Here is a 21,389-nt window from a genome sequence, read left to right as displayed (position 1 = left end):
AAGTTCGGCACCTGGTAGGACCGCAGCGCCTTCGGGCGACGGCGCTCCTGCGCCGGACGCCTCGCCGTCGACTCGTCGATGGCGAGGCGCGATGGGACAAGACTCAGCGTTCCCCGATCACCGCTGAGAGAGAAGCCCGGCCGCAAGGCCGGGCTTTTTTCGTGCGTGGTCTCGATGGGCCGTCGCCGCCGCGGATCAGGCCGTGCGGTCGGTCAGGACGATCCGGAAGCGGGCCCCGACGGCGGTCTCGTCGAGGCTGAGGCTGCCGCCGTGGAGGCGCACGAGTTCGGCCGCGATCGACAGGCCGAGTCCGGTGCCCCCCGCCCGGTTGGCGCTGCGGAACGGCGCGAACAGGTGGGCGCGCACGCGTTCCGGTACGCCGGGGCCGTTATCTGCGACCAGGATGGTCACCGTGCCGTCCTGGCGGAAGGCCTCGATGGTCACGCGGGACTCGGCCCCGCAGGCGGTGCCGGCTAGGCCCAGCGCCTGAACGGCGTTGCGCACGAGGTTGACCACCACGCGCGAGAGCTGGTCGGCATCCGCGTCGACCCGCAGCCCCTCGGGCGTCCGGTCGTCCACCCGGACGGCCGCGCCCGGCACGAGGTCCGCGAGGTCGAGGGCGTCGGCGAGGATCGGCCGCAGCGGGACGAGCCTGCGCTCCGGCACGCGCTCGGCCACCCGGCCGTAGGCCAGCGTCGCCTCGCAGTAGCGGATGGCCCGCCCGAGCGTGGCGAGGAGACGGGGCGCCACCCGCTGCACGGCCGGGTCGGCGGTGGTTTCCAGGCGGTCGCCGAGGAGCTGGGCGGTGGTGAGCAGGTTGCGCAGCTCATGATTGATCTTGCTCACCGACAGGCCGAGATCGGCGAGGCGGCGCTTCTGGCGCAACTCGCCCGCGAGCGCCGTCTCCATCCGGGCGAGCGCCGTCTCGGCCATGCCGATCTCGTCGTTGCGCCAGGAGGGCACGACCATCCGGGAGGCATCCTCCGGATCGTCCGCGAAGGCCGCGATGTTGCGTGCCAGCCGCCGCACCGGCCGCACGATCGTGACCTGCAGCGCCAGGAACACCAGCAGGCCGGTGATCCCGGAGATCACCAGGGAGGTGAGGAGGATGCGGCCCGAAAAGGCGATCAGGGCCTCGCGCAGGGGCCTGGGGTCGATGACGATCTCGACGAAGTCGACCCCGTCCATGCCGTGCCCGACCACCCGCATCGGCTCGGCCCGCGGGTGCAGCAGGCTGTTCCAGGCCCCCATCACCAGCTCGGTCCAGCCGGCCTCGCGCAGGTCGACCACCTCGCCCACCTCGGAGGGCACCTCCTCGACGGCGATCAGGCGGCGCGTGCCCCCGGCCTTGAGCGCGATCGCCCGCGCGCCGACGCCCGTGAGGAGCCGGCGGGCGAGGTCGTCGGAGACCCGCTGCTGGGGGGCCGCATCGAGGACGAGGGCGGCGACCTGCGCGGCGGCGACGCGGTCCGACAGCCAGGTGCGGCGGAAATTGGCGGCGCTCGGAACGTAGATCAGGATCTCGGCCAGCAGCACGAACAGGATCGTGAGCAGCAGAAGCCGACCCGACAATCCGATCCGGCTCGCGACGCCTCCGAGGGCGCCGCGCCCCCGCATGGCATCGGCGAGACGCAAGGGCCCGATCCTCCCGCCCGGCGCGACGCGGCCGGCCGCCCCTCTGGGTTACGCGCCGGGCCGGGCTTCGTAAAGCGGTGCGTCGCTCAGCGCCGGGCGCGCACCTTGCGGACGATGACCGGCGCCAGCGCGAGCGCGCCGAGCGCCAGGAGCGTCGCGACGAGTTCAGGCGTGATCACCGCCCGCAGGGAGAGCGCGGTGTCGCAGTCGCTGCCCCCGGCCGCGAGGCAGGCGGCCTTGGCCTCCTGGTGCGCCGCGACCACGGTCTCGATGCGCGCGCCCGTCGCCGCGTAGATGAAGCCGCCGGGGCTGATGCCGATGAGCGTCGCCAGCGCGAAGGTGCGCAGCCTCACCCCGAAGATGGCGGGGCCGAGATTGGTCATCCAGAACGGGAAGAGCGGCAGCAGGCGCAGGAAGAGCACGTACGAGAAGGCGTCGCGGCGAAAACCGGCGGCGAGGCGGTTGAGGCGCGCGCCGGTGTGGCGCAGCAGCACCTCGCCGGCGGCCGTGCGCCCGATCGAGAACACGATCACCGCTCCCGTCGTCGCCGAGGCGATGGCGACGAGCGCCCCCGTGACCGTGCCGAACAGGAAGCCGCACAGCATGGTCATGAAGACCGAGACCGGCACCGAGACGACCACCGTGCCGACATAGACCAGGGCCGTGACGAGGATCGCGCGCAGGCGGTCCTCCTCCACGACGCCCAGCGCCCAGGCGCGGGAGGCGAGCAGCCGCTCCAGGCTGAACCATTGCGTGACGCCGCTCGCCAGGAGCGTGATCGAGACCAGCACCAGGGCGACGAGCGGCAGGATGCGCAGCCAGCGCCGCCAGGGCGGGCGGGCCACGGCCTCGGGACCGGCTCCGGTGGCCGGCGGCGCCTCGGTGTCGTCCGTGTCGGGGGGGCGCACGCAGCCTCAGGCCGCTTTGCGCATGCGCAGGATCTTGAAGAAGCCGCCCGGGAAGGTCGGACGCAGGCCGATGAAGGCGACGCCCCGGCGCAGGGCCCAGGCCTCGATGCGCGAGGCCTTGAAGTCCGAACTCCAGCCGATCTTGGAGCAGAGCGGCGCGACGATCTCCTCGACCCGCGCCACGGCGCCGTCGGCCTGCCCGAAATGGTTGGCCAGCACGATCTCGCCGCCCGGCCGCAGCACGCGCAGGAACTCGTCCAGCGCGCCCTCGGGGTCCGGCACGAGGGTGATGAGGAACTGCGCCACCACCGCATCGAAGGTGGCGTCCGCGTAGCCGAGCCGGCAGACGTCCATGACCTGCAGCCCCCTCACGTGCGAGAGGCCGCGGCGGCGCACCTTCTGGGCGGCGCGCTTGAGCATGTCCTGCGAGAGATCGACGCCGTAGACCTCGCATTCGGCCGGGTAGTAGCCGAGCGACAGCCCGGTCCCGACGCCGGCCTCCAGGATGCGCCGGCCGTTCGCCACCGCGGCCTCGACCGCGTCGCGGGCGGCGGGCTCCGTCAGCTTGTCGTAGACGACGTCGTAGACCGGCGCCCAGCGCGCATAGGCCTTGCGCATCAAGGCGGTGGTGGGTCCCGCCTCCCGCGGCTCGCTCAGCATCTCGCCCTGTCTCTCCCCAAAGCATCCTCCGGCCCGGCCTCCCGGTTCGCCGGAGCGATGCGCCCTCAACTCTCCGCGCGGCTCAGGCCGCGGCGCGTTGCGCGGCCTCGACCCGCAGGATGGTGCCGCCGCCGAGCACCCGCGCCCGCGGCCCCTCGTCGGCGTAGATGACGCAGGCCTGTCCCGGCGACACGCCGTCCTCCGGCGTGGCGAGTTCGACCTCCGCGCAGGACAGGGCCGCGTTCCACCGCAGGGAGGCCGGCCGCGGCTCCCGGGTCGAGCGCACGCGCACCGCCACGGGCATCCCATCGAGGTCCGGCAGCGGCGCGTCCCCGAGCCAGTTGGTCTCGCTCAGGCGGATGACGGAGGTGGCGAGCGCCTCGCGGGGGCCGACGACGACGCGGGCGTTGTCGGGATCGAGGCGCACCACGTAGAGCGGCTCGCCGGTCGCGAGCTTCAGGCCGCGGCGCTGCCCCACCGTGAAGCCGATGATGCCGTCGTGGCGTCCGAGCGCCCGGCCGTCGAGGTGGACGATCTCCCCCGGTCGCATCGCGTCCGGCCGCAGCCGCGCGATCACGTCCTGGTAGCGGCCCTGGGGCACGAAGCAGATGTCCTGGCTGTCCGGCTTGTCGGCGACCGCGAGGCCGAGCGCGTGCGCGAGGCGGCGCGTCTCGTCCTTGGGCAGCTCGCCCAGGGGGAAGCGCAGGAAGTCGAGCTGCTCGGCCGTCGTGGCATACAGGAAGTAGCTCTGGTCGCGGGCCGGATCGAGGGCGCGGTAGAGCGCCCGGCCGCCGCCCGGCCGCGCGCGGCCCGCCACGTAGTGCCCGGTGGCCAGCGCGTCGGCGCCGAGGTCGCGGGCGGTGGCGAGCAGGTCGCGGAACTTGATCGAGCGGTTGCACTCGACGCAGGGGATCGGCGTCTCGCCGTGGATGTAGCTGTCGGCGAAACGGTCGATCACCGCCTCGCGGAAGCGGTCCTCGTAATCGAGCACGTAGTGCGGGATGCCGAGCGTCTCGGCGGCCCGGCGGGCGTCGTGGATGTCCTGCCCGGCGCAGCACGCGCCGCGGCGGTGCGTGGCGGCGCCGTGGTCGTAGAGCTGCAGCGTGATGCCGACGACGTCGTAGCCCTCGCGCTTCAGGAGCCCCGCGACGACCGACGAATCCACGCCGCCCGACATCGCCACCACGACGCGGGTGTCCTGCGGAGCCTTGGGCAGATCGAGCGAGTTCATCGTGGTTCTGGCGTGGACCGCGGGGTCGGCGCGGCCTGCCCCGCGCGGCGAGGCGGCTCTCCGTCCTCGGCGCTGCCCGCCGATGTCTATAGTGATCCGGCGCGCGATGTTCCAGGGCGCGGGGCCGTCCGCCACCCGGCAATTCCTGCCGCCGGACCGGCAGGATCGGCCCGGGCGGAGCGCAGGACCGCCCGTCCGGCCTGTGATTTCGCAGCATTCTCAGCGGGTTGGCGGATCGCCCCGGTGGCCTCGTCCTTGCGATGCCCCTCCCGGACGGAGAGGCGGCATGGCGACCGGAACGAGTGCGGGCGTACAGGGAGCGGGATGGGATCGGGGCGCGCATGGCTCGGCCGTGCGCCGGCCCCCGCCGCGCGAGACCCAGCCCTTCCGGGTCGACGACGAGGGTGACACCCGGTCGGCCCGCCGCGCGAGCGCCGCGTCACCGGGCAAGCAGTCCGCGCGCACGACCGCGGCCGGCATGCCCTCCTCTGCGCCGCGCGACACGGCCGAGCCGAGACCGGCGCGCACGGCATCCGATCGGCGCCCGGACGCCGCGTCGGATGCCGGCCGTCGCGACGCCGGGACCGAGGAGCCTGCCTCGGCCGAGCAAGGCCCGCCCGCCGGGCAGGCCGCGGCCCCGCCCACGGACTCGGCTCCCGCGCTCGTGGCGGCTGCGGCAGGTGAGACCAAGGGCGGCGATCTCGACGATGAGACGGACGGGTCCGACTCGGCCGAAGCCCCGCCCTCCCCCGACGGCGTCTTCCTCTCCCTCGCGCCGGCACCCGCCGCTCCGCAGCCGACGGCCGGCGGCGCGCCTGCGGGCGAGAACGCCGCCACGGCCGCCATCGAGGCGCACGGTCCGTCCGCCCACGCGGAGGCTGCGTCCGCTGCCGCGGAGCGGAGCATGACGCAGGCCCGTGCCAAGGATCAGCTCGGGGAGGCCGCAGCCGCCGCCCCGGGCGGCCCGGTGACGGCCGATGCGGCCCCGGCGCTCCCGTCCGACGCCACCCTCCCGGCCCCGGCGCAGACGGCCCCCGCGGCCGTCGACGCTCCGGCCGACATCGCGGGCGCGTCCACGCGCAGCGAACCGGCCGGCCCGCCCGTGACGCTCGGTGCGGTGCCGATCACGATCGGGCTGCGGGCCCTCGCCGGCAGCAACCGGTTCGAGATCCGGCTCGACCCGGCGGATCTCGGCCGCATCGAGGTCAGCCTCGACATCGACCGGGAGCACCGCGCCAAGGCGCATCTGGTGGTCGAGCGGCCCGAGACGCTGGCCCTGCTCCAGCGCGACGCACGCAGCCTCGAACAGGCGCTCGCCCAGGCGGGCTTCGAGGCGAGCGACGCCGCCGTGAGTTTTTCCCTGCGCGACGGGAGCGGCGGCCAGGGGCAGGCGGGCGGCGGGGATTCGGGCCGGCCGCAGGGCCGGACGCCCCACGGCGCCGGCGAGGCCGAACTCGCGCCCGTACCGGCCGCTCCCGTGATGCGGCTGGCCGGCCGCTCCGGCCTCGACATCCGGATCTGACCCGTCCGCCTCCTGCCCTGCGCACCTTCGCGAGGTTCCGATGACATCCGGCATCACCAGCTTCGCCTCGGCGGCGAGCGGCACCAGCAAGTCCTCCACGGCCAGCGATGCGGCCACGCTCGCGGGGAACTTCAATCAGTTCCTGACCCTGCTCACCACGCAGCTGCGCAACCAGAACCCGCTCGACCCGCTCGACACGAACCAGTTCACCCAGCAGCTGGTGCAGTTCGCCTCGGTGGAGCAGCAGCTCAAGTCGAACGACCGGCTGGACGCGCTGCTCGCCGCCAGCAAGGCGTCGTCCTCCGCCTCGGCCGCGGGCCTGATCGGACAGACCGTCACCTCCTCGGGCATCACCGCGCCGCTCGCCAAGGGCGCGGCGGCCTGGACGCTCAATGCCGCGCGCGCCGCCACGCGGGCGACGCTCACGATCTCGGATGCCAAGGGCAACGCGGTCGCCACCCAGACCAAGGCGCTCACCGCCGGCACCCAGACCTTCGCCTGGGACGGCCGGAACTCCACCGGGATGCTGGCCCCGGACGGCACCTACACGCTCAAGGTGCAGGCCTTCGACGCCACCGGCCAGACCGTGACCGTGGACACGAAGGTCACGGGCGTCATCTCCAGCGTGGATGTGAGCGGGTCGGATCCGATCCTGACGATCGACGGAAAGACGGTGCCGCTCAGCAGCGTGCAGGCGATCGGGTCCGCGTCGGGCGGGTGAGGGGCACCCGAATCAGCGCTGCGGCGCACGAATCACATCCTAGGGATTTGATTCAAGCAATCTTAAACGCGGCTGGCTAGCCTGAATGGTGACAGGTCAGTCGAGTGTAAGAGCGTATCATGACCGAACCCCACCGCCCGAGGGTGAAGTACGTCATCGGACCCGATGGCTCACCTCTCACCATCGCCGATCTCCCGCCGAGCAACACCCGTCGATGGGTGATCCGCCGCAAGGCCGAGGTGGTGGCGGCGGTGCGCGGCGGTCTGCTGAGCCTCGAAGAGGCCTGCCAGCGCTACACGCTGACCACCGAGGAATTCCTGAGCTGGCAGTACTCGATCGAGCAGCACGGGCTCGCGGGGCTGCGCACCACCCGGATCCAGCATTACCGTCAGTAGGGCGGCCCGCCAGGAGGCGGTCCACCCGGGAGGCGAACCGGCCGGGCTGGGCGCCTCGTCGTGCCGTCAGGCCGCTCCGTCGTCGTTCTCGGTGGTCAGTTCCCGCGGGTGGATGCCGTCGTCGGGCGCCCCGCGGCGCAGCCGTGCGTCCGGATGCGCGCCGTCCGTGAAGGCGATCCCCGCCGCCACCAGGGCGCTGCGGAGCGCGTCGCGCTGCGCCCGCGAGGGCGGGTAGGTGCCCGATTCGTAATCGCGGATGCGGCCCGCATCGACGTTCGCGCGCAGCGCCAGGTCCGTCTCCGACCAGCCGAGAAGCTCGCGCGCCCGCCGCACCTGCCCGGCCGTGATGTCGTCCGCTCCGTTCACCCGTCCCATCCCTTCCTGCTGCCTGTGGATGCCGGCCCCCGGCATCCCGCCGGGGCTAACGGCCCGGCTGCGGTTTGGTGCCATGCGGCCAAGCTTTGCCGACAGCATTCGCTCTTACGGCCAAGCTTGCTGCAAATTTGCAACAGTCTTCGAAGAGTCTCCATTGCGCGTGCGATCCACGACGACGTGGCCGCTCCGGCGGGTTGCACGGCATAGGTGGCCTGACTAGAGTCCGGCGCCAACAGCAAGGCTCGATGGGGCAGCCAATGATGGTGAAGCGGATGGCGACGGCCGTCGGTGCCGTCGCGCTGGTGGCGTGTGCCACTCAGGCGTCGGCGCAGGCGTTCCTGGGATACGGTCAGAAGAATCGCGACAAGCCGGATCAGAAGCAATACGTTCCGCCCGCGAAGGCGCAGGAGAAGATCTTTCCGCTCGACGCCACGTGGACGGCGGTGAGCCTGAACGGGAAGTCGTTCCCGGGTGCGGAGCGCCCGAGCTTCATCATCGACAAGCAGTACCGCGCCCGCGGCTTCGGCGGCTGCAACACCTTCGCGGCCACCGCCTTCCCGCTCAAGGAGCAGCACCTCGCGGTGGGTCCGCTCGCGCTGACCAAGAAGTCCTGCGACAAGGGCGTCAGCTCCGCCGAGATGCAGTTCCTCACGGCCTTCCGCACCTCGGGGCAGTGGGACATCGTCGGCTCGCAGCTCGTCATCAAGAGCCAGGCCGGCGAGCTGCGCTTCGACCGCGCGCTCTGACCGCCCGTCTCACACCCGCGCTGCTGACGGGCCCGCTTGGCGGGCCCGTTCGCGTTCCGGCCCGCGCGATTTCTGGCGAACGCGGCCGTTTGCGCGGCGAGAGCCGATTGTCCGGCGCCCGCGCCTGCTCTAAGGCAGCACCGATCATCAAGAATCCGGCGCCCTGACCGCGGTGCGCGAGACACCCGGCAGGCGATGCCGGCTCGCGGCCGGGCCGCGCCGAGGAGGAGACCTATGCGGGTGCTGTCGAAACTCATGATGGCGGCGGCGATGCTGGCCGGCGCCGTCGCGGGCGCGAATGCCCAGGACAAGACGCCGGTGAAGCTCGGCGCGATCGAGATCCTCACCGGGCCCAACAGCCGCTACGGCATCGCCATCCAGCGCGGCTTCGACCTCGCGCTCGCCGACATCAACAAGGCCGGCGGCGTGCTGGGCGGCCGGCCGCTCGCCCTCGCGTACGAGGATTCCGCGGGGTCCAAGGAGCAGGCGCTGAACGCCGCCCGCAAGCTCATCGGCCGCGACCGGGTCCCCCTGATCCTCGGGCCGACCCTGTCGAACGAGATGTTCGCCGCAGGCCCCATCGCCAACGAGCGCAAGGTGCCGATCGTCGGCACCTCCACGACAGCGAACGGCATCACGGCGATCGGCCCCTACGTCTTCCGCACCGCGATGCCGGAATCGGACGTGATCCCGGTCACGCTCAAGACCGCGCAGTCGAAGTTCGGCATCAAGCGCGTCGCCGTGATGTACGGCAACGACGATGCCTTCACGAAGTCGGCCTACGACGTGATGAAGGCCACGCTGGAAAAACTCGGCATCCAGGTGCTCACCACCGAGACCTTCGGCTCCAAGGACACCGACTTCTCGGCGCAGCTCACCAAGATCAAGGCCCTGAACCCGGACGCGATCGTGCTCTCGGCGCTGGTCGAGGCGGCCTCGGGCATCGCCCTCCAGTCCCGCCAGCTCGGCATCGACCCGAAGGTGTTCGTCATCGGCGGCAACGGCCTCAACTCGCCCAAGCTCGGCGAGATCGCGGGCGCGGCCGCCGACGGCACCATCGTCGGCAGCCCGTGGTTCATCGGCAAGAAGGACCCGGCGAACCAAGCCTTCGTGTCCGCTTTCCGCGAGAAGTACGGCGACAGCCCGGACCAGTTCGCCGCCCAAGCCTACGACACGCTGTTCATCGTCGCCAAGGCGATCGACGCGGCCGGCGCACCCGATTCGGAGAAGATCCGGGACGCGCTCATCAAGGTGAAGCACACCGGCGTGATGGGGCCGTTCTCGTTCTCCGAGAGCCGCGACCCCGCCGACACGTCGGGCGTGGTGGTGCTGACCATGAAGGGCGGCAAGTTCCAGCTCCTGGAATGACCCGCACGCGCTCGCTTCAGCGCTAGCCGGGGCAGCACTGGGAACCCCTCTCCCGCACGGGAGAGGGGTTCCCGCGCTGCCCGCGCTGCACACTCCTATCGCGGAATCTTCGATTCCCTGCCCCTCTCCCGTGCAGGAGAGGAGTTCCCGGCGGATTTTCCGACATCACGGCCCCCTCCGCGGGCCTTCAAAAGCGCATCCCATGCTTGAGCAGCAGCTCGTCAACGGCCTCGTCCTGGGCGCGACCTACGCCCTCTTCGCCCTCGGCTTCACGCTGATGTTCGGGGTGATGGGCGTGATCAACCTCACGTACGGCGTCTACTTCGCGGTAGGCGCCTTCGCGGCCCTGTGGTCGACCCAGGCGCTCGGCCTGCCGATCGCCGCAGCGCTGCCCCTCGGCGCCCTGATCGCCGGGGTGATCGCGGTGGCGATCGACACGCTGCTCCTCACCCGGCTGCGCAAGGCCAAGGCGCCGGAACTCGCCTCGCTGATGGTCACGCTCGGGGCGACGCTGTTTCTCTACGCCGGCATGGCCGCGGCGCTCGGCACCGAGATCCGGCGCTTCCCCGCCGGCGTGTTCGACGGGGGCGCCTACCAGCTCGGCGCGGTCCGGATCGGCGCGACGCAGATCCTGATCTTCGGCGCGGCGGTCGCCCTGGTGGTGGCGCTGATGGCGCTGGTGCGCGGCTCGCGGCTCGGTCTCGCCATCCGGGCGGTGGCCGAGAATCCGGACGCGGCGGCCCTGATGGGCATCAACGGCGGGCTGATGCTGCGCGTCGTCTCGTTCCTGTCGGGGGCGCTCGGCGGCGCGGCCGGCGTGCTGGTCGGGCTCAACTTCAACGCCATCCAGCCCTTCATGGGCGAACACATGATGCTGCGCGGCTTCGCGGTGATCATCGTGGGCGGCCTCGGCGACCTGCGCGGCGCGCTGGCGGCCGGGCTCCTCCTCGGCTTCGCCGAGGTGCTGACCGCGGCCTACATCTCCTCGACCTTCAAGGACCTCACCGCCTTCGCGCTCCTCGTGGCCACCCTGTGGTTCCGGCCGCTGGGCCTGTTCGGCCGCGCGGCCGCCAAGCGCGCCTGAAGGGACCGACGCGCCGATGTGGCAGACCCTCGACGACTTCTACTGGACCTACCAGAGCCTCATCCACGGCATCGGGGTGAACGGCATCCTGGCCCTGTCGATCTACGTGGTGCTGGCGGTGGGCCAGCTCTCGCTCGGCCAGGCGGCCTTCATGGGCGTCGGCGCCTATACGGGGGCGCTGCTCACCGTGAAGTTCGGCACGCCCTTCGCGGTCTCGATGGCCGCCGCCGCCGCCGTGCCGGCGCTGATCGCGCTCGTGGTCGGCGGCCCGACGCTGCGGCTGACCGGCGTCTACCTCGCCATCGCGACGATCGGGCTCGGCGAGATCACCCGCATCGTCTTCCTCAACTGGGACTATGCGGGGGGCGCCCTCGGGCTCTCCGGCATCCCCGAGAGGGGGGGCGTGCTGGCGATCTACGGGACGCTCGCGGTGGTGCTGATCGCCCTGATCCTCGTCGCCCGCTCGCGCGTCGGGCGGGCCATGGAGGCGATGCGGGAGGACGAGGCGGCGGCCGGCGTGATGGGGGTGAACCTGCCGCGCTACCGCATGACCGCGCTCGTCGTCTCGTCGAGCCTCGCGGGCATCGCCGGCTGCCTCTCGGCGCACGTCTCCTCCTTCATCGGCCCCAACGAGTACGGGTTCGAGCACGCGGTGACGATCCTGAGCTTCGCGCTGCTCGGCGGCATCAGCTCGCCGGTGGCGCCCGTGCTCGGCGCCGCGATCCTGACGCTGCTGCCCGAGGTGCTGCGGCCCCTCGCCGATTTCCGCCTGATGGTGAACGGACTCATCATCGTCGTCGCCGTGCTGTTCATGCCGCGGGGCATCCTGCCCTGGCGCATCGCCCGGACCGGCTGAGATGAGCGCCTCTCCCCTCCTCGCGGTCGAGGGCCTGACCCGCCGCTTCCAGGGCCTCGTGGCGGTCGATGCGGTGGATCTCGCGGTTCGCGAGGGCACCGTGCACGGGCTGATCGGCCCCAATGGCGCCGGCAAGACCACGCTGTTCAACATGGTCTCGGGCGTGCTCGCGCCGTCCGCCGGCTCGGTCCGGCTGGACGGGCGCGCGCTCGATGGCCTGGCCCCCTACCGGCGCACCGCGCTCGGGCTCGCCCGCACCTTCCAGAACATCCGCATCTTCTCCGAGATGACGGTGCTGGAGAACGTGATGACCGGGCTGCACACGAGGCTCTCGGCGCGGCTCGGCATCCTCCTGCGCAGCCCCGGCTTCCGGGCCGAGGAGCGGGGCGCCAAGGCCCGTGCGCGCGACCTCCTGGCCTTCGTGGGCCTCTCGGAGGCCGCCGACCTGCGGGCCGGCGCCCTGCCCTACGGCGACCAGCGCCGGCTGGAGATCGCCCGCGCGCTCGCCTGCGAGCCCCGCCTCCTGCTCCTCGACGAGCCCGCGGCGGGGATGAACCCGGCCGAGACCCACGCGCTCCTCGCCCTGCTGCGGCGGCTGCGGGACGAGCGCGGCCTCACCCTGCTCCTCGTCGAGCACGACATGCCCCTCGTCATGAGCTTGTGCGACCGCCTGACCGTGCTGAATTTCGGCCGCCGCATCGCGGACGGTACGCCCGCCGAGGTGCGCGCCCACCCGGCGGTGATCGAGGCCTACCTCGGCGCCGGATCGGCGCAGACCGGCGCCGGATCGGCGCAGACCGGTTCGGCACCGGCCTCGCATCCGCACGGAGCCGCGTCGTGACCGCGCTGCTTCAGGTCGAGGGCCTGCGCCTCGGATACGGCCGGGCGGACGTCGTGCACGGCATCGACCTCGTGGTGCCGCGCGGGCGCATCGTCTCGCTCATCGGCTCGAACGGCGCGGGCAAGACCACGATCCTGCGCGGCCTCTCGGGGCTGATGAAGCCGCGCGGCGGGAGCATCCGGTGGGGCGAGGACGGCGCCGACCTCGCGGGCGAGGCCGCGCACCGCATCGCCCGGCGCGGCATCGTGCAGGTGCCCGAGGGCCGGCAGGTCTTCGCCAACATGACGGTGGCCGAGAACCTGCGCCTCGGCGCCTATCACGCGCCCGCCGCGGAGGCCGCGCGCCGCCAGGAGGCGGTGGTGGCCCGCTTCCCGCGCCTCGGCGAGCGCCTCTCGCAGCAGGCGGGCTACCTCTCGGGCGGCGAGCAGCAGATGCTCGCGATGGGCCGCGCCCTGATGGCGGAGCCGGTGCTGCTCCTCCTCGACGAGCCCTCGATGGGCCTCGCGCCGCTGATCGTGGAAGAGATCTTCTCCATCATCGCGGCCCTGCGCACCGAGGGCCGCACGATCCTGCTCGTGGAGCAGAACGCCAGCGCGGCGCTCGCCATCGCGGACGATGCCTACGTGCTGGAGACCGGCCGCATCCGCCTCAAGGGCGCCGCCGCCGACGTCGCCCGCAACCCCGAGGTGACGGCGGCCTATCTCGGGCTCTGAGCCGCGCTGCAACCCTCCGTTCACGATGCCGCGATTTCGCAGCTTCGGATTCACGACCTCGCAACGCCGCACCGGCCTGAATGGGCCGGACGAAGAACGCGGATCCGCGCNGCGCTGCAACCCTCCGTTCACGATGCCGCGATTTCGCAGCTTCGGATTCACGACCTCGCAACGCCGCACCGGCCTGAATGGGCCGGACGAAGAACGCGGATCCGCGCCGGCCGAGACGGCCGAGAACGCGGGCGGGGAACACGGCATGCGACAGGGTTGGACGCCCGGAGCGGCGGCGCAGCAGGACGCGCCGCCGCTCCGGCACAGGCACGAGAACGGGCGCTACCGGGCCGCCGCCGCCTTCCACCCGGCCGCGCTCATGCTCGCGGCGCTGGGGCCGAGCCTCGGCGCGGCGCTGCTGGTGCTGGCCCGCGCGGCGCTCTGACCCGGCCGGATCGCTTGCCAGCGGACGCACGCCGCCACAGGGTGTGCGGCCATGATGCGTCGGCACATTCCCATCACGGTCGCGGCCCTGCTCGCCCTCCTGGCGGCGGTGCTGCTCGTGTACCAGTGGGCCGGCCAACCGACCGTTTTGCGCGTCGCGGTGGGCCCCCCCGGGGGCGAGGATGCGCGGCTGATCGGCGCCATGGCGCAGTCGCTCGCGCGCGGGCACGAGGACGTGCGGCTGCGCGTGGTCCCCACGAGCGGGGTGGCCGAGAGCGCGGCGCTGGCGGAGCGCGGCAAGGCCGATCTCGCGGTGGTGCGCTCGGATGTGGGCATCCCCGCCGCGACCCAGACCGTCGCCATCCTGCACCGGGATGCCGCCGTGCTGATGACGACCAGCCCGGCACTGGCGTCGGTGCCCGACCTGCGGGGGCGCCGGATCGGCATCGTGCGCAACCACGACGCCAACAAGAAGCTGCTCGGGACGATCCTCGAACAGTACGAGGTGCCCGCCGCCAGCGTCGAGATCGTGACCCTCGGCCAGGGCGAGGAGGCCGGACCCGCCCTCAAGGAGGGGCGGGTGGACGCCGTGATGGTGGTGGGTGCGCTCACCGCCCCGGTGATGACCGAGACCGTCGGGAGCATCCTGCGGGCGGGCCTGCACCTCGCCTTCGTGCCGGTGGGCGAGGCGACGGCCATCGCCCGCCGCTCGCCCGTGCTCGAAGCGCTGGAGGTCGGACGCGGCACCTTCGGCGGCACCCCGCCCCGTCCGGCCGAAACGACCGCGACGCTCGGCGTCAGCCATCGCCTCGTCGCCCAGGCCTCCCTGGCCGATTCCACGATCTCGGAACTGACCCGGCTGCTCTTCGTCACCCGGCCCGCCATCGTCGGCGACGTGCCGCTCGCGAACCTGATCGAGGCCCCCGAGACCTCGAAGAGCGCGTCGCTGCCGCTGCATCCCGGGGCGGAGGCCTATTTCGACGGCGAGGTCGAGACCTTCTTCGAGCGTTACGGCGACTGGTTCTACCTCGCGGTGATGGCCCTCTCGATCCTCGGCTCGGCCGCCGCCACCCTGGTGTCGCGGGCCGCCCAGCGCTCCCGCGCCCGCGACATGGCGCTGCTGCGCGAATTGCTGGCGATCGTGCGGGCGAGCCGCGACATCGAGGACGAGGAAACACTGTTCGAGCTTGAGCGCGAGGCCGACGAGATTTTGGCGGTGGCGCTCGCGCGGGCGGGCAACGGCGCCATCGACAACGCGGGCGTGGCCGCCTTCACGCTGGGCCTCGACCAGGCGCGCCGCGCCATCGCGGAGCGGCGCGCGCTGATCCAGACCGGGCACGTCCATCCGGTGCAGGCGGCCGACCGGCAGGCTGCGGAGTGACGACCGGTCCCTATTGCGATCCGCCGCCGCACCTTATATTGCAACGCAACAGCTTACCCCCGCCCGCCCTGCCGGCTGCTGATTCGCGGCCCGTGTCAGGTCGGGCGCTTTTTGCTTCGGACACCCCATGAAGCTGCGCAACATCGCCATCATCGCCCACGTCGACCACGGGAAGACCACCCTGGTCGACAAGCTCCTGCAGCAATCGGGATCGTTCCGCGAGAACCAGCGCGTCGAGGAACGCGTGATGGACTCGAACGACCTCGAGAAGGAGCGGGGCATCACGATCCTGGCGAAGGTGACCTCCGTCGTCTGGCAGGACACCCGGGTGAACATCGTGGACACCCCCGGCCACGCCGATTTCGGCGGCGAGGTCGAGCGCATCCTCTCGATGGTGGACGGCGTGATCGTGCTGGTCGACGCCGCCGAGGGGCCGATGCCGCAGACCAAGTTCGTGGTCTCGAAGGCGCTCAAGATCGGCCTCCGCCCGATCGTCGCCATCAACAAGGTCGACCGGCCGGACGCGCGCATCGACGAGGTGGTGAACGAGGTCTTCGACCTGTTCGCCGCCCTCGACGCCACCGACGAACAGCTCGACTTCCCGATCCTCTACGGCTCGGGCCGCAACGGCTGGATGGCGAACGCGCCCGAGGGTCCCCAGGACGGCATGGCGCCACTCTTCGACCTCGTGCTCGCCCACGTGCCCCCGGCCAGGACCGAGGAGGGCTCGTTCCGCATGCTCGGCACGCTGCTCGAAGCCAACCCCTTCCTCGGCCGCATCGTCACCGGGCGCATCGCCTCCGGCACCGTGAAGCCGAACCAGACCATCAAGGTCCTCGACCGCACCGGCAAGGTGGTGGAGACGGGCCGCGTCTCGAAGATCCTCGCCTTCCGCGGCCTGGAGCGCCAGCCGATCGAGGCGGGCGAGGCGGGCGACATCGTCTCCATCGCCGGCCTGACCAAGGGCACGGTGGCGGACACCTTCTGCGATCCCGCGAACGAGACGCCGATCCAGGCCCAGCCGATCGACCCGCCGACCGTGACGATGTCCTTCATCGTCAACGATTCGCCGCTGGCCGGCACCGAGGGCGACAAGGTCACGAGCCGGATGATCCGCGACCGCCTGTTCAAGGAGGCCGAGGGCAACATCACCCTCAAGATCGAGGAGGCGGCCGACAAGGATTCGTTCTACGTCTCTGGCCGCGGCGAATTGCAGCTCTCGATCCTGATCGAGACCATGCGCCGCGAGGGCTTCGAGATCGCCGTCTCGCGCCCGCGCGTCGTGTTCGAGAAGGACGAGGACGGCAACCTCCTCGAACCGATCGAGGAAGTCGTCATCGACGTCGACGAGGAGCATTCCGGCGTCGTCGTGCAGAAGATGTCCGAGCGCAAGGGCGACATGCTGGAGATGCGCCCGTCCGGCGGCAATCGCCTGCGCCTCGTCTTCCACGCCCCGACCCGCGGCCTGATCGGCTACCAGAGCGAATTGCTCACCGACACCCGCGGCACCGCGATCATGAACCGGCTGTTCAAGGCCTACGAGCCCTACAAGGGCGAGATCCCGGGTCGGCGCAACGGCGTCCTGATCTCCAACGACCAGGGCGAGGCGGTGGCCTACGCGCTCTGGAACTTGGAGGATCGCGGCCCGATGATGATCGAGCCCGGCTGGAAGGTCTATCAGGGCATGATCGTGGGCGAGCACAACCGCGAGAACGATCTCGAGGTGAACGTGCTCAAGGGCAAGAAGCTCACCAACATCCGCACCACCTCGAAGGACGAGGCGGTGCGCCTGACGCCGCCGATCCGCATGACGCTGGAGCGCTCGCTGGCCTGGATCCAGGACGACGAGCTCGTCGAGGTGACGCCGAAGTCGATCCGCCTGCGCAAGACCGTGCTCGACCCGAACGACCGCAAGCGGGCCGAGCGGACGAAGGAGGCGCTGAGCGCCTGAGGTTCGGCGGCCGATCGGCCGCCGTCCGTCAACAGCAGGACGATGATGGGGCGAAGGCTCGGCAAAGCCTTCGTTGCGACGCGCCAGATGATCAGGTCGTCGACGCGGTGATACTCGTGACGCAACCTGTTGCCGATCGCGGCGATCTCCGGCCACGGCACATCAGGGAAGCGCCGCTTCGCGTCGTCCGGAATATGCCGGCTCGCTTCCGAAACGATCTCGATGCAGCGCTCGATGGCCAGTCGGAGCTTGAGTTCGGAACTGTAGGCGCTGAAATCGACGCCATCGGTCATCTCCGACGCGGCATCGATCATGGCGAGCATGTCCTGCAAACGGACGATGATCGAATGCTTCATCAGAGAACGCGGATTGCTTCACGTTCGATCGCGGGGCGCAGCTGCGGGTGCAGCCCCTCGCGCGTCGTGAGATCCACGGGGCGCCCCAACGCCGATGACAGCCACGTCTCCAAGCGGATCAGCTCGACGAAGCCGAAGCGGTCGTAATCGGGATCCACGAACAGATCGACGTCGCTGTCGCCGCCCGCCTCGTCGCGGGCGACCGAGCCGAACAGGTAGAGCGACGTGACGCCGGCCGCGTGGACCCGATCGGCGGAGGCGCGCAGCTGGGCGATGACATCCGCTCGTTGCATGCCCTAAGGCTATCACGCTCGCCCGGCGCGGTGAACGCCGGGGCAAAGGTTGGATCGCCGGTATCGTGCTTGAAGATGCTATCGTTTGATCCATTCTGATAGCGTCGCAGTCAACGCACGGAGTGCGCTATCATGGCTGCTGTGACTATCCGCAACCTGTCTGATGAGGCACATCGCGCCCTGAAGGTCCGCGCGGCGCAGAACAATCGCAGCGCGGAAGCCGAGATGCGCGCCATTCTGGAGGCGGCCGTGCGCCCGGAGGACCGATTGCGGCTCGGCACGGCTCTCTCCGACATGAGCCGGAAGATCGGACTCACCAACGCCGATGTCGAGGCACTCGATCACGCCCGCGACACCGGTCCCGCCGCGCCTCGGGACACGAGTGCCTTCGATGCCGCCGGCTTGACGGTGATCGATCCCTGGTCAGCCGGCCGCTGAGCAGCTTTCGCCGAAGTCGTCACCGGTTTCGCTTGCCGGACGAGCCCTCATGGCTTCCGATCGCGGACGCTCGGAGCGGTTGACCGTCGAGGCTCAGACCGGCCGCGGCGCCGTGCCGTAGGCGTCGGCCATCGCGGCGATCGCCTGGAGCTTCGCATGGAAGGCCGACCAGTTGTCGGCCTCCGCGATCGGCGCCCATAGTGCCTCGACCTCGTCGATCAGCATCGTGCAGGGCTGCGCCTGCGCGAAGTAGGGGTGATCGAGGCGCAAGCCCGGCGCCGGCGCGAAGGCCGGCAGGAGATCGCGCACCCGCGCGAACCCCTCGCCCGCGTAGAATTCGGCGGCGGGGCTGCGCGCGGCGCGCTCCGCGCTCGCTTGGCCGCCGTACCAGTCGAAGAAAACCTGCTCGAAGGGCGCGCGGCTCTGGCCGAGAAAAGCCCAGAATGCGCCGACGAGGGCGTGCAGCGTCTCGTCGTCGGCGGGCCGCGCGAGGCCGAGGCGGCGCAGGATCGCCTGCGCGAACGCCTCCTGCAGGGCCGGGCCGATCACGTCGAGGGCCGCCCCCAGCCGCTCGGGGGCGGCGAGCGGCACGAGGCATTCGGCGAGCCGCGCGAGGTTCCAGGCCAGCGCCTCGGGCTGGCGGCCGAAGGCGTAGAGGCCGGTCTCGTCGAAATAGGCCGCCGTGAAGGCCGGGTCGTTCACCGGCGCGAAGCGCCAGGGGCCGTAGTCGAAGCTCTCGCCCGTCACGTTGATGTTGTCGGTGTTGAGCACCCCGTGCACGAATCCCGCCGCCATCCAGTTCGCGCCGGTGCGCGCCACGCGGCGGCAGACGTCTTCCAGGAAGGCGCAGGACCGCTCCGCCTCGTCGTCGCGCCACAGCTCCGGCCTGTAGGTGCGGATCGTGTGGTCGAGCAGCCGGCGGATGTTGTCGTCCTGGCCGAGCGCCCGCAGGCGCTGGAACGAGCCGATGCGGATGTGCGAGTGGCTGAGGCGCACCAGCACCGCCGCCCGGGTCGGCGAGGGCTCGTCGTGGCGCTCCAGCCGCTCGCCGGTCTCGATCAGGCTGAACGACTTCGAGGTGTCGACGCCGAGCGCCTCCAGCATCGTGGTCGCCAGCACCTCGCGCACGCCCCCCTTGAGGGTCAGGCGGCCGTCGCCGAAGCGCGACCACGGCGTCTGCCCGCTGCCCTTGGTGCCGAGATCGAGCAGGCGCCCGTCCGCGAGGTCGTGGAGCTGCGCGAACAGGAAGCCGCGCCCGTCGCCGAGGTCCGGGTTGTAGGACCGGAACTGGTGGCCGTGGTAGCGCAGCGCCAGCGGCTGCGGAAAACTGTCCTCCAGGGGCTCGAACCGGCCGAAATGCGCGATCCACTCCGCCTCCGACAGATGATCGAGGCCCACCCGGGCGGCCCAGGCTTGGTCGCGGTGGCGGATGACGTGTTGCGGGAAGCGGGCGGGCGCCACCACGTCGTAAAAATCGGGGCCGAGGTCGGCGTGGCGGCGGGAGGGGCGAGGGGCCATGCGGGTCTCGGAAGCGGGTCGTGGAGGGGCAACGCGTCAGGCGCCCCGAGGTCCCTCGAAACCCAGCATGGTCGCGAAGCAGGCGACGGGCTCCCGATCCGGGGTGAGGCGGTTCTCCGGGGCGTGCGGGTCGGCGTAGCCCAGCGCCATGCCGCAGATCACGCTCTCGTCCTCGCCGACCGGCAGGTGGCGGCGGATCACCGCGTGGTAGGGCGCGAAGGCCGCCTGCGGGCAGGTGTCGAGGCCGCGGGCGCGCGCCGCGATCATCAGCGTCTGCAGGAAGCCGCCGTAATCGAGCCAGCTCCCGATGGCGAGGCGCGCGTCGATGGTGAAGATCAGGCCCACCGGCGCGTCGAAGAACCGGAAGTTGCGGGCGTGCTGGGCCTTCATCCGCGCCGAATCACCCTTGGGAATCCCGAGCAGCGCGTAGAGCCCGTACCCCACTTGCCGGCGCCGGCCGAGATAAGGCTCGAAGAAGGTCTCGGGGTAGTAGCGGTGGGCGGGCTCCCCCGCATCGCCCGCCAGGAAGGCCGCCTCCACCGCGTCGCACAGGCGCGTGCGGGCCTCGCCCGCCACCGCGTAGACGCGCCAGGGCTGCATGTTCGTGCCGCTCGGCGCCTGCGCGGCGAGGTCGAGCAGCGCCGCGACGGTCTCGGCCGAGACAGGGTCGGGCCGGAAGGCCCGCACCGCCCGCCGCGTGCGGATCGCCCGGTCGACGGGGCCGGAATCGTCGGGGGATCGGGTCATGCGCTGGGTCCGCACCGGGAAGACGCGCGCCACAAGGCCGCGTGGACGATCATCATTCGCACACAGGCAGGGCAGCGATTCGGTCTGTCAATCCGTGCCGGATCATGAGAAAGTGGCCTTGTCGTCGCCACACCGGGCAGATCCGCCTTGCGGTACGGTCTGAGTTGCGTCAGGACTGTGGCGGACTTCTTGGGCACCGCAACCGGGAATGGAGATGTGTCGCAACGCCGTCTGACGGGGTTCAGCGTGCGCGCGATGCGAGTGTGGTCGGCGGGTTACGTTTTTGCGAGCTTCTAATGGGACGTGGTCGTGATTTCAGGGAGCCGCGTCGTCGCGGCTTCGACGATGGTGCGCCTGAGCCGCGGTGGCCGGATCAGGCACCGTCGGGGGGCGGATACGGGGGCTACGGCGGCGGCGGCTTCGGTGGCGGTGGGTTCGACCGCGGCCCGTCCCGCGCCAGCGCCGCCCCGTCCGGACCGGAGCGTGACGCGACGGTCAAGTGGTTCAACAAGGAGAAGGGCTTCGGCTTCGTCGAGCTGGGCGACGGCTCGGGCGATGCCTTCCTCCACATCCGCGCCGTCGAGGCGGCCGGCCACGCAGACCTCCTTCCCGGCACGCGCCTGACCGTTCAGACGGCCCAGGGGCAGAAGGGCCCGCAGGTCACCAACATCACCAGCGTCGACACCAGCACCGCCGAGGCTCCGGCGGCGCGCGGCCCCCGTCCCCCGCGGGCCGGCGGCTTCGGCGACCGCGGCGGCTTCGGTGACCGGGGCGGCGGCGGTGGCGGTGGTGGCCGCTTCGCCAGCGGCCCGTCGACCGAGATGAGCGGCACCGTGAAGTGGTACGATCCCGCCAAGGGCTTCGGCTTCGTCTCGGTGAAGGACGGCGGCAAGGACGTGTTCGTCCACCGTTCGGCGCTCGCCCGGGCCGGGCTCGACTCGCTGGCCGAGGGCCAGCAGGTCACCATGGGCGTGGTCGAGGGCCAGAAGGGCCGCGAGGCGCAGAGCATCACCGTCGCGGAATAATCCGCACGGCATGGCTCGCACGCGATCCAAGAGACGTGACGCGAAGCGGTGGCCCCTGGCCGCCGCTTCGTGCGTTCTGTGGCTCGGCGCCGGAGCGGCCCGGGCCGAGGATTTCACCGGGTTCTACGCCGGGGTGAATGCCGGCTACGCCCGCGGCGTCGACCGCCCTTCCGGCACCGTTCCGCCGAGC

22 protein-coding genes and 1 pseudogene are annotated in these 21,389 nt (G+C 71.5%); 14 read left to right on the top strand and 9 right to left on the bottom strand.

All coding sequences use genetic code 11. The features are described 5' to 3' along the window. Positions 1 to 195: 195 nt before the first annotated feature. The 4 genes from ACKUB9_RS24235 to mnmA form a co-directional block, all read right to left on the bottom strand. Positions 196 to 1,617, bottom strand: coding sequence for a sensor histidine kinase (locus ACKUB9_RS24235; RefSeq protein WP_407527818.1), 1,422 nt, complete (start codon positions 1,615 to 1,617; stop codon positions 196 to 198). A gap of 104 nt (positions 1,618 to 1,721) precedes the next feature. Then, the gene (locus tag ACKUB9_RS24230) at positions 1,722 to 2,543 is read right to left on the bottom strand and encodes a TVP38/TMEM64 family protein (protein ID WP_407527618.1); all 822 of its coding nucleotides are present in this window, start codon (positions 2,541 to 2,543) and stop codon (positions 1,722 to 1,724) included. A gap of 6 nt (positions 2,544 to 2,549) precedes the next feature. Next, positions 2,550 to 3,203: a class I SAM-dependent methyltransferase gene (locus ACKUB9_RS24225; protein WP_407527621.1), complete on the bottom strand. Its 654-nt coding sequence runs from the start codon at positions 3,201 to 3,203 to the stop codon at positions 2,550 to 2,552. An 82-nt stretch (positions 3,204 to 3,285) separates the two neighbouring features. Further along, positions 3,286 to 4,434 carry a tRNA 2-thiouridine(34) synthase MnmA gene (gene mnmA / locus ACKUB9_RS24220; protein WP_407527624.1) on the bottom strand — a complete coding sequence of 383 codons (1,149 nt, stop codon included), beginning with the start codon at positions 4,432 to 4,434 and terminating at the stop codon, positions 3,286 to 3,288. 286 nt (positions 4,435 to 4,720) lie between these two features. Here mnmA and ACKUB9_RS24215 point away from each other — a divergent pair, with 286 nt between their 5' ends. The 3 genes from ACKUB9_RS24215 to sciP all read left to right on the top strand — a co-directional run bounded on the left by ACKUB9_RS24215 (position 4,721) and on the right by sciP (position 7,072). Continuing rightward, positions 4,721 to 5,956 carry a flagellar hook-length control protein FliK gene (locus ACKUB9_RS24215; RefSeq protein WP_407527627.1) on the top strand — a complete coding sequence of 412 codons (1,236 nt, stop codon included), beginning with the start codon at positions 4,721 to 4,723 and terminating at the stop codon, positions 5,954 to 5,956. Between the two features lie 40 nt (positions 5,957 to 5,996). After that, on the top strand, positions 5,997 to 6,677 hold the full coding sequence (locus ACKUB9_RS24210) for a flagellar hook assembly protein FlgD (RefSeq protein WP_407527629.1): 681 nt from the start codon (positions 5,997 to 5,999) through the stop codon (positions 6,675 to 6,677). Between the two features lie 119 nt (positions 6,678 to 6,796). Next, a complete protein-coding gene (sciP, locus tag ACKUB9_RS24205; protein WP_238241235.1) occupies positions 6,797 to 7,072 on the top strand; it encodes a CtrA inhibitor SciP in 276 nt (91 codons plus the stop codon). Positions 7,073 to 7,138: 66 nt separating this feature from the next. On the opposite strand, the gene ACKUB9_RS24200 is transcribed toward sciP, so the two are convergent. Next, positions 7,139 to 7,447, bottom strand: a complete 309-nt coding sequence (locus ACKUB9_RS24200) for a helix-turn-helix domain-containing protein (protein ID WP_410825929.1) — start codon at positions 7,445 to 7,447, stop codon at positions 7,139 to 7,141. A gap of 257 nt (positions 7,448 to 7,704) precedes the next feature. On the opposite strand from ACKUB9_RS24200, the gene ACKUB9_RS24195 reads away from it, so the two are divergent. From ACKUB9_RS24195 to typA, 9 genes are all read left to right on the top strand, one after another. Then, positions 7,705 to 8,193, top strand: a complete 489-nt coding sequence (locus ACKUB9_RS24195; protein WP_407527821.1) for an META domain-containing protein — start codon at positions 7,705 to 7,707, stop codon at positions 8,191 to 8,193. Between the two features lie 234 nt (positions 8,194 to 8,427). After that, positions 8,428 to 9,561, top strand: coding sequence for an ABC transporter substrate-binding protein (locus ACKUB9_RS24190; RefSeq protein WP_407527636.1), 1,134 nt, complete (start codon positions 8,428 to 8,430; stop codon positions 9,559 to 9,561). 202 nt (positions 9,562 to 9,763) lie between these two features. Further along, positions 9,764 to 10,645, top strand: a complete 882-nt coding sequence (locus ACKUB9_RS24185) for a branched-chain amino acid ABC transporter permease (protein WP_407527639.1) — start codon at positions 9,764 to 9,766, stop codon at positions 10,643 to 10,645. A gap of 16 nt (positions 10,646 to 10,661) precedes the next feature. Next, the gene (locus ACKUB9_RS24180) at positions 10,662 to 11,501 is read left to right on the top strand and encodes a branched-chain amino acid ABC transporter permease (protein WP_407527641.1); all 840 of its coding nucleotides are present in this window, start codon (positions 10,662 to 10,664) and stop codon (positions 11,499 to 11,501) included. Between the two features lies 1 nt (position 11,502). Then, on the top strand, positions 11,503 to 12,342 hold the full coding sequence (locus tag ACKUB9_RS24175; RefSeq protein ID WP_407527644.1) for an ABC transporter ATP-binding protein: 840 nt from the start codon (positions 11,503 to 11,505) through the stop codon (positions 12,340 to 12,342). Positions 12,343 to 12,347: 5 nt separating this feature from the next. After that, entirely contained in the window at positions 12,348 to 13,055 is a 708-nt protein-coding gene (locus tag ACKUB9_RS24170) for an ABC transporter ATP-binding protein (RefSeq protein WP_407527824.1), read from the top strand. Positions 13,056 to 13,311: 256 nt separating this feature from the next. Beyond that, positions 13,312 to 13,491 carry a hypothetical protein gene (locus tag ACKUB9_RS24165; protein ID WP_410825927.1) on the top strand — a complete coding sequence of 60 codons (180 nt, stop codon included), beginning with the start codon at positions 13,312 to 13,314 and terminating at the stop codon, positions 13,489 to 13,491. A 51-nt stretch (positions 13,492 to 13,542) separates the two neighbouring features. Then, positions 13,543 to 14,871, top strand: a complete 1,329-nt coding sequence (locus ACKUB9_RS24160; RefSeq protein ID WP_407527646.1) for a TAXI family TRAP transporter solute-binding subunit — start codon at positions 13,543 to 13,545, stop codon at positions 14,869 to 14,871. Positions 14,872 to 14,998: 127 nt separating this feature from the next. Then, a complete protein-coding gene (typA, locus tag ACKUB9_RS24155; protein ID WP_407527649.1) occupies positions 14,999 to 16,822 on the top strand; it encodes a translational GTPase TypA in 1,824 nt (607 codons plus the stop codon). Positions 16,823 to 16,875: 53 nt separating this feature from the next. Here the strand turns inward: typA and ACKUB9_RS24150 are convergent. Continuing rightward, positions 16,876 to 17,136, bottom strand: a pseudogene (locus ACKUB9_RS24150) (HepT-like ribonuclease domain-containing protein); the annotation flags it as partial. Positions 17,137 to 17,177: 41 nt separating this feature from the next. Then, positions 17,178 to 17,471: a nucleotidyltransferase family protein gene (locus ACKUB9_RS24145; RefSeq protein ID WP_407527652.1), complete on the bottom strand. Its 294-nt coding sequence runs from the start codon at positions 17,469 to 17,471 to the stop codon at positions 17,178 to 17,180. A gap of 132 nt (positions 17,472 to 17,603) precedes the next feature. Here ACKUB9_RS24145 and ACKUB9_RS24140 point away from each other — a divergent pair, with 132 nt between their 5' ends. Continuing rightward, the gene (locus ACKUB9_RS24140) at positions 17,604 to 17,909 is read left to right on the top strand and encodes a FitA-like ribbon-helix-helix domain-containing protein (RefSeq protein ID WP_407527654.1); all 306 of its coding nucleotides are present in this window, start codon (positions 17,604 to 17,606) and stop codon (positions 17,907 to 17,909) included. A gap of 93 nt (positions 17,910 to 18,002) precedes the next feature. On the opposite strand, the gene ACKUB9_RS24135 is transcribed toward ACKUB9_RS24140, so the two are convergent. Both ACKUB9_RS24135 and ACKUB9_RS24130 read right to left on the bottom strand, forming a co-directional pair. Next, complete coding sequence (locus ACKUB9_RS24135) at positions 18,003 to 19,427, bottom strand: protein adenylyltransferase SelO (protein ID WP_407527657.1); 1,425 nt, start codon at positions 19,425 to 19,427, stop codon at positions 18,003 to 18,005. Positions 19,428 to 19,463: 36 nt separating this feature from the next. Continuing rightward, a complete protein-coding gene (locus ACKUB9_RS24130) occupies positions 19,464 to 20,174 on the bottom strand; it encodes a nitroreductase (RefSeq protein ID WP_407527659.1) in 711 nt (236 codons plus the stop codon). Positions 20,175 to 20,470: 296 nt separating this feature from the next. On the opposite strand from ACKUB9_RS24130, the gene ACKUB9_RS24125 reads away from it, so the two are divergent. Continuing rightward, positions 20,471 to 21,199, top strand: coding sequence for a cold-shock protein (locus ACKUB9_RS24125; RefSeq protein ID WP_407527662.1), 729 nt, complete (start codon positions 20,471 to 20,473; stop codon positions 21,197 to 21,199). Positions 21,200 to 21,389 lie beyond the last annotated feature (190 nt).

The organism is Methylobacterium oryzisoli, from assembly GCF_046557895.1.
Taxonomy (GTDB): domain Bacteria; phylum Pseudomonadota; class Alphaproteobacteria; order Rhizobiales; family Beijerinckiaceae; genus Methylobacterium; species Methylobacterium oryzisoli.
This window is presented reverse-complemented; position numbering and strand designations above follow the sequence as displayed.

What these genes read in the sequence shown, in the direction of transcription:
- ACKUB9_RS24135 (WP_407527657.1), bottom strand. Translation starts at nt 19,427, where the DNA reads ATGGCCCCTCGCCCCTCCCGCCGCCACGCCGACCTCGGCCCCGATTTT.
- ACKUB9_RS24130 (WP_407527659.1), bottom strand. Translation starts at nt 20,174, where the DNA reads ATGACCCGATCCCCCGACGATTCCGGCCCCGTCGACCGGGCGATCCGC.
- ACKUB9_RS24200 (WP_410825929.1), bottom strand. Translation starts at nt 7,447, where the DNA reads ATGGGACGGGTGAACGGAGCGGACGACATCACGGCCGGGCAGGTGCGG.
- ACKUB9_RS24225 (WP_407527621.1), bottom strand. Translation starts at nt 3,203, where the DNA reads ATGCTGAGCGAGCCGCGGGAGGCGGGACCCACCACCGCCTTGATGCGC.
- ACKUB9_RS24180 (WP_407527641.1), top strand. Translation starts at nt 10,662, where the DNA reads ATGTGGCAGACCCTCGACGACTTCTACTGGACCTACCAGAGCCTCATC.
- ACKUB9_RS24185 (WP_407527639.1), top strand. Translation starts at nt 9,764, where the DNA reads ATGCTTGAGCAGCAGCTCGTCAACGGCCTCGTCCTGGGCGCGACCTAC.
- ACKUB9_RS24175 (WP_407527644.1), top strand. Translation starts at nt 11,503, where the DNA reads ATGAGCGCCTCTCCCCTCCTCGCGGTCGAGGGCCTGACCCGCCGCTTC.
- ACKUB9_RS24215 (WP_407527627.1), top strand. Translation starts at nt 4,721, where the DNA reads ATGGCGACCGGAACGAGTGCGGGCGTACAGGGAGCGGGATGGGATCGG.
- ACKUB9_RS24235 (WP_407527818.1), bottom strand. Translation starts at nt 1,617, where the DNA reads ATGCGGGGGCGCGGCGCCCTCGGAGGCGTCGCGAGCCGGATCGGATTG.
- ACKUB9_RS24140 (WP_407527654.1), top strand. Translation starts at nt 17,604, where the DNA reads ATGGCTGCTGTGACTATCCGCAACCTGTCTGATGAGGCACATCGCGCC.
- ACKUB9_RS24125 (WP_407527662.1), top strand. Translation starts at nt 20,471, where the DNA reads ATGGGACGTGGTCGTGATTTCAGGGAGCCGCGTCGTCGCGGCTTCGAC.
- ACKUB9_RS24190 (WP_407527636.1), top strand. Translation starts at nt 8,428, where the DNA reads ATGCGGGTGCTGTCGAAACTCATGATGGCGGCGGCGATGCTGGCCGGC.
- ACKUB9_RS24160 (WP_407527646.1), top strand. Translation starts at nt 13,543, where the DNA reads ATGATGCGTCGGCACATTCCCATCACGGTCGCGGCCCTGCTCGCCCTC.
- ACKUB9_RS24195 (WP_407527821.1), top strand. Translation starts at nt 7,705, where the DNA reads ATGATGGTGAAGCGGATGGCGACGGCCGTCGGTGCCGTCGCGCTGGTG.
- ACKUB9_RS24145 (WP_407527652.1), bottom strand. Translation starts at nt 17,471, where the DNA reads ATGCAACGAGCGGATGTCATCGCCCAGCTGCGCGCCTCCGCCGATCGG.
- ACKUB9_RS24210 (WP_407527629.1), top strand. Translation starts at nt 5,997, where the DNA reads ATGACATCCGGCATCACCAGCTTCGCCTCGGCGGCGAGCGGCACCAGC.
- typA (WP_407527649.1), top strand. Translation starts at nt 14,999, where the DNA reads ATGAAGCTGCGCAACATCGCCATCATCGCCCACGTCGACCACGGGAAG.
- ACKUB9_RS24165 (WP_410825927.1), top strand. Translation starts at nt 13,312, where the DNA reads ATGCGACAGGGTTGGACGCCCGGAGCGGCGGCGCAGCAGGACGCGCCG.
- sciP (WP_238241235.1), top strand. Translation starts at nt 6,797, where the DNA reads ATGACCGAACCCCACCGCCCGAGGGTGAAGTACGTCATCGGACCCGAT.
- mnmA (WP_407527624.1), bottom strand. Translation starts at nt 4,434, where the DNA reads ATGAACTCGCTCGATCTGCCCAAGGCTCCGCAGGACACCCGCGTCGTG.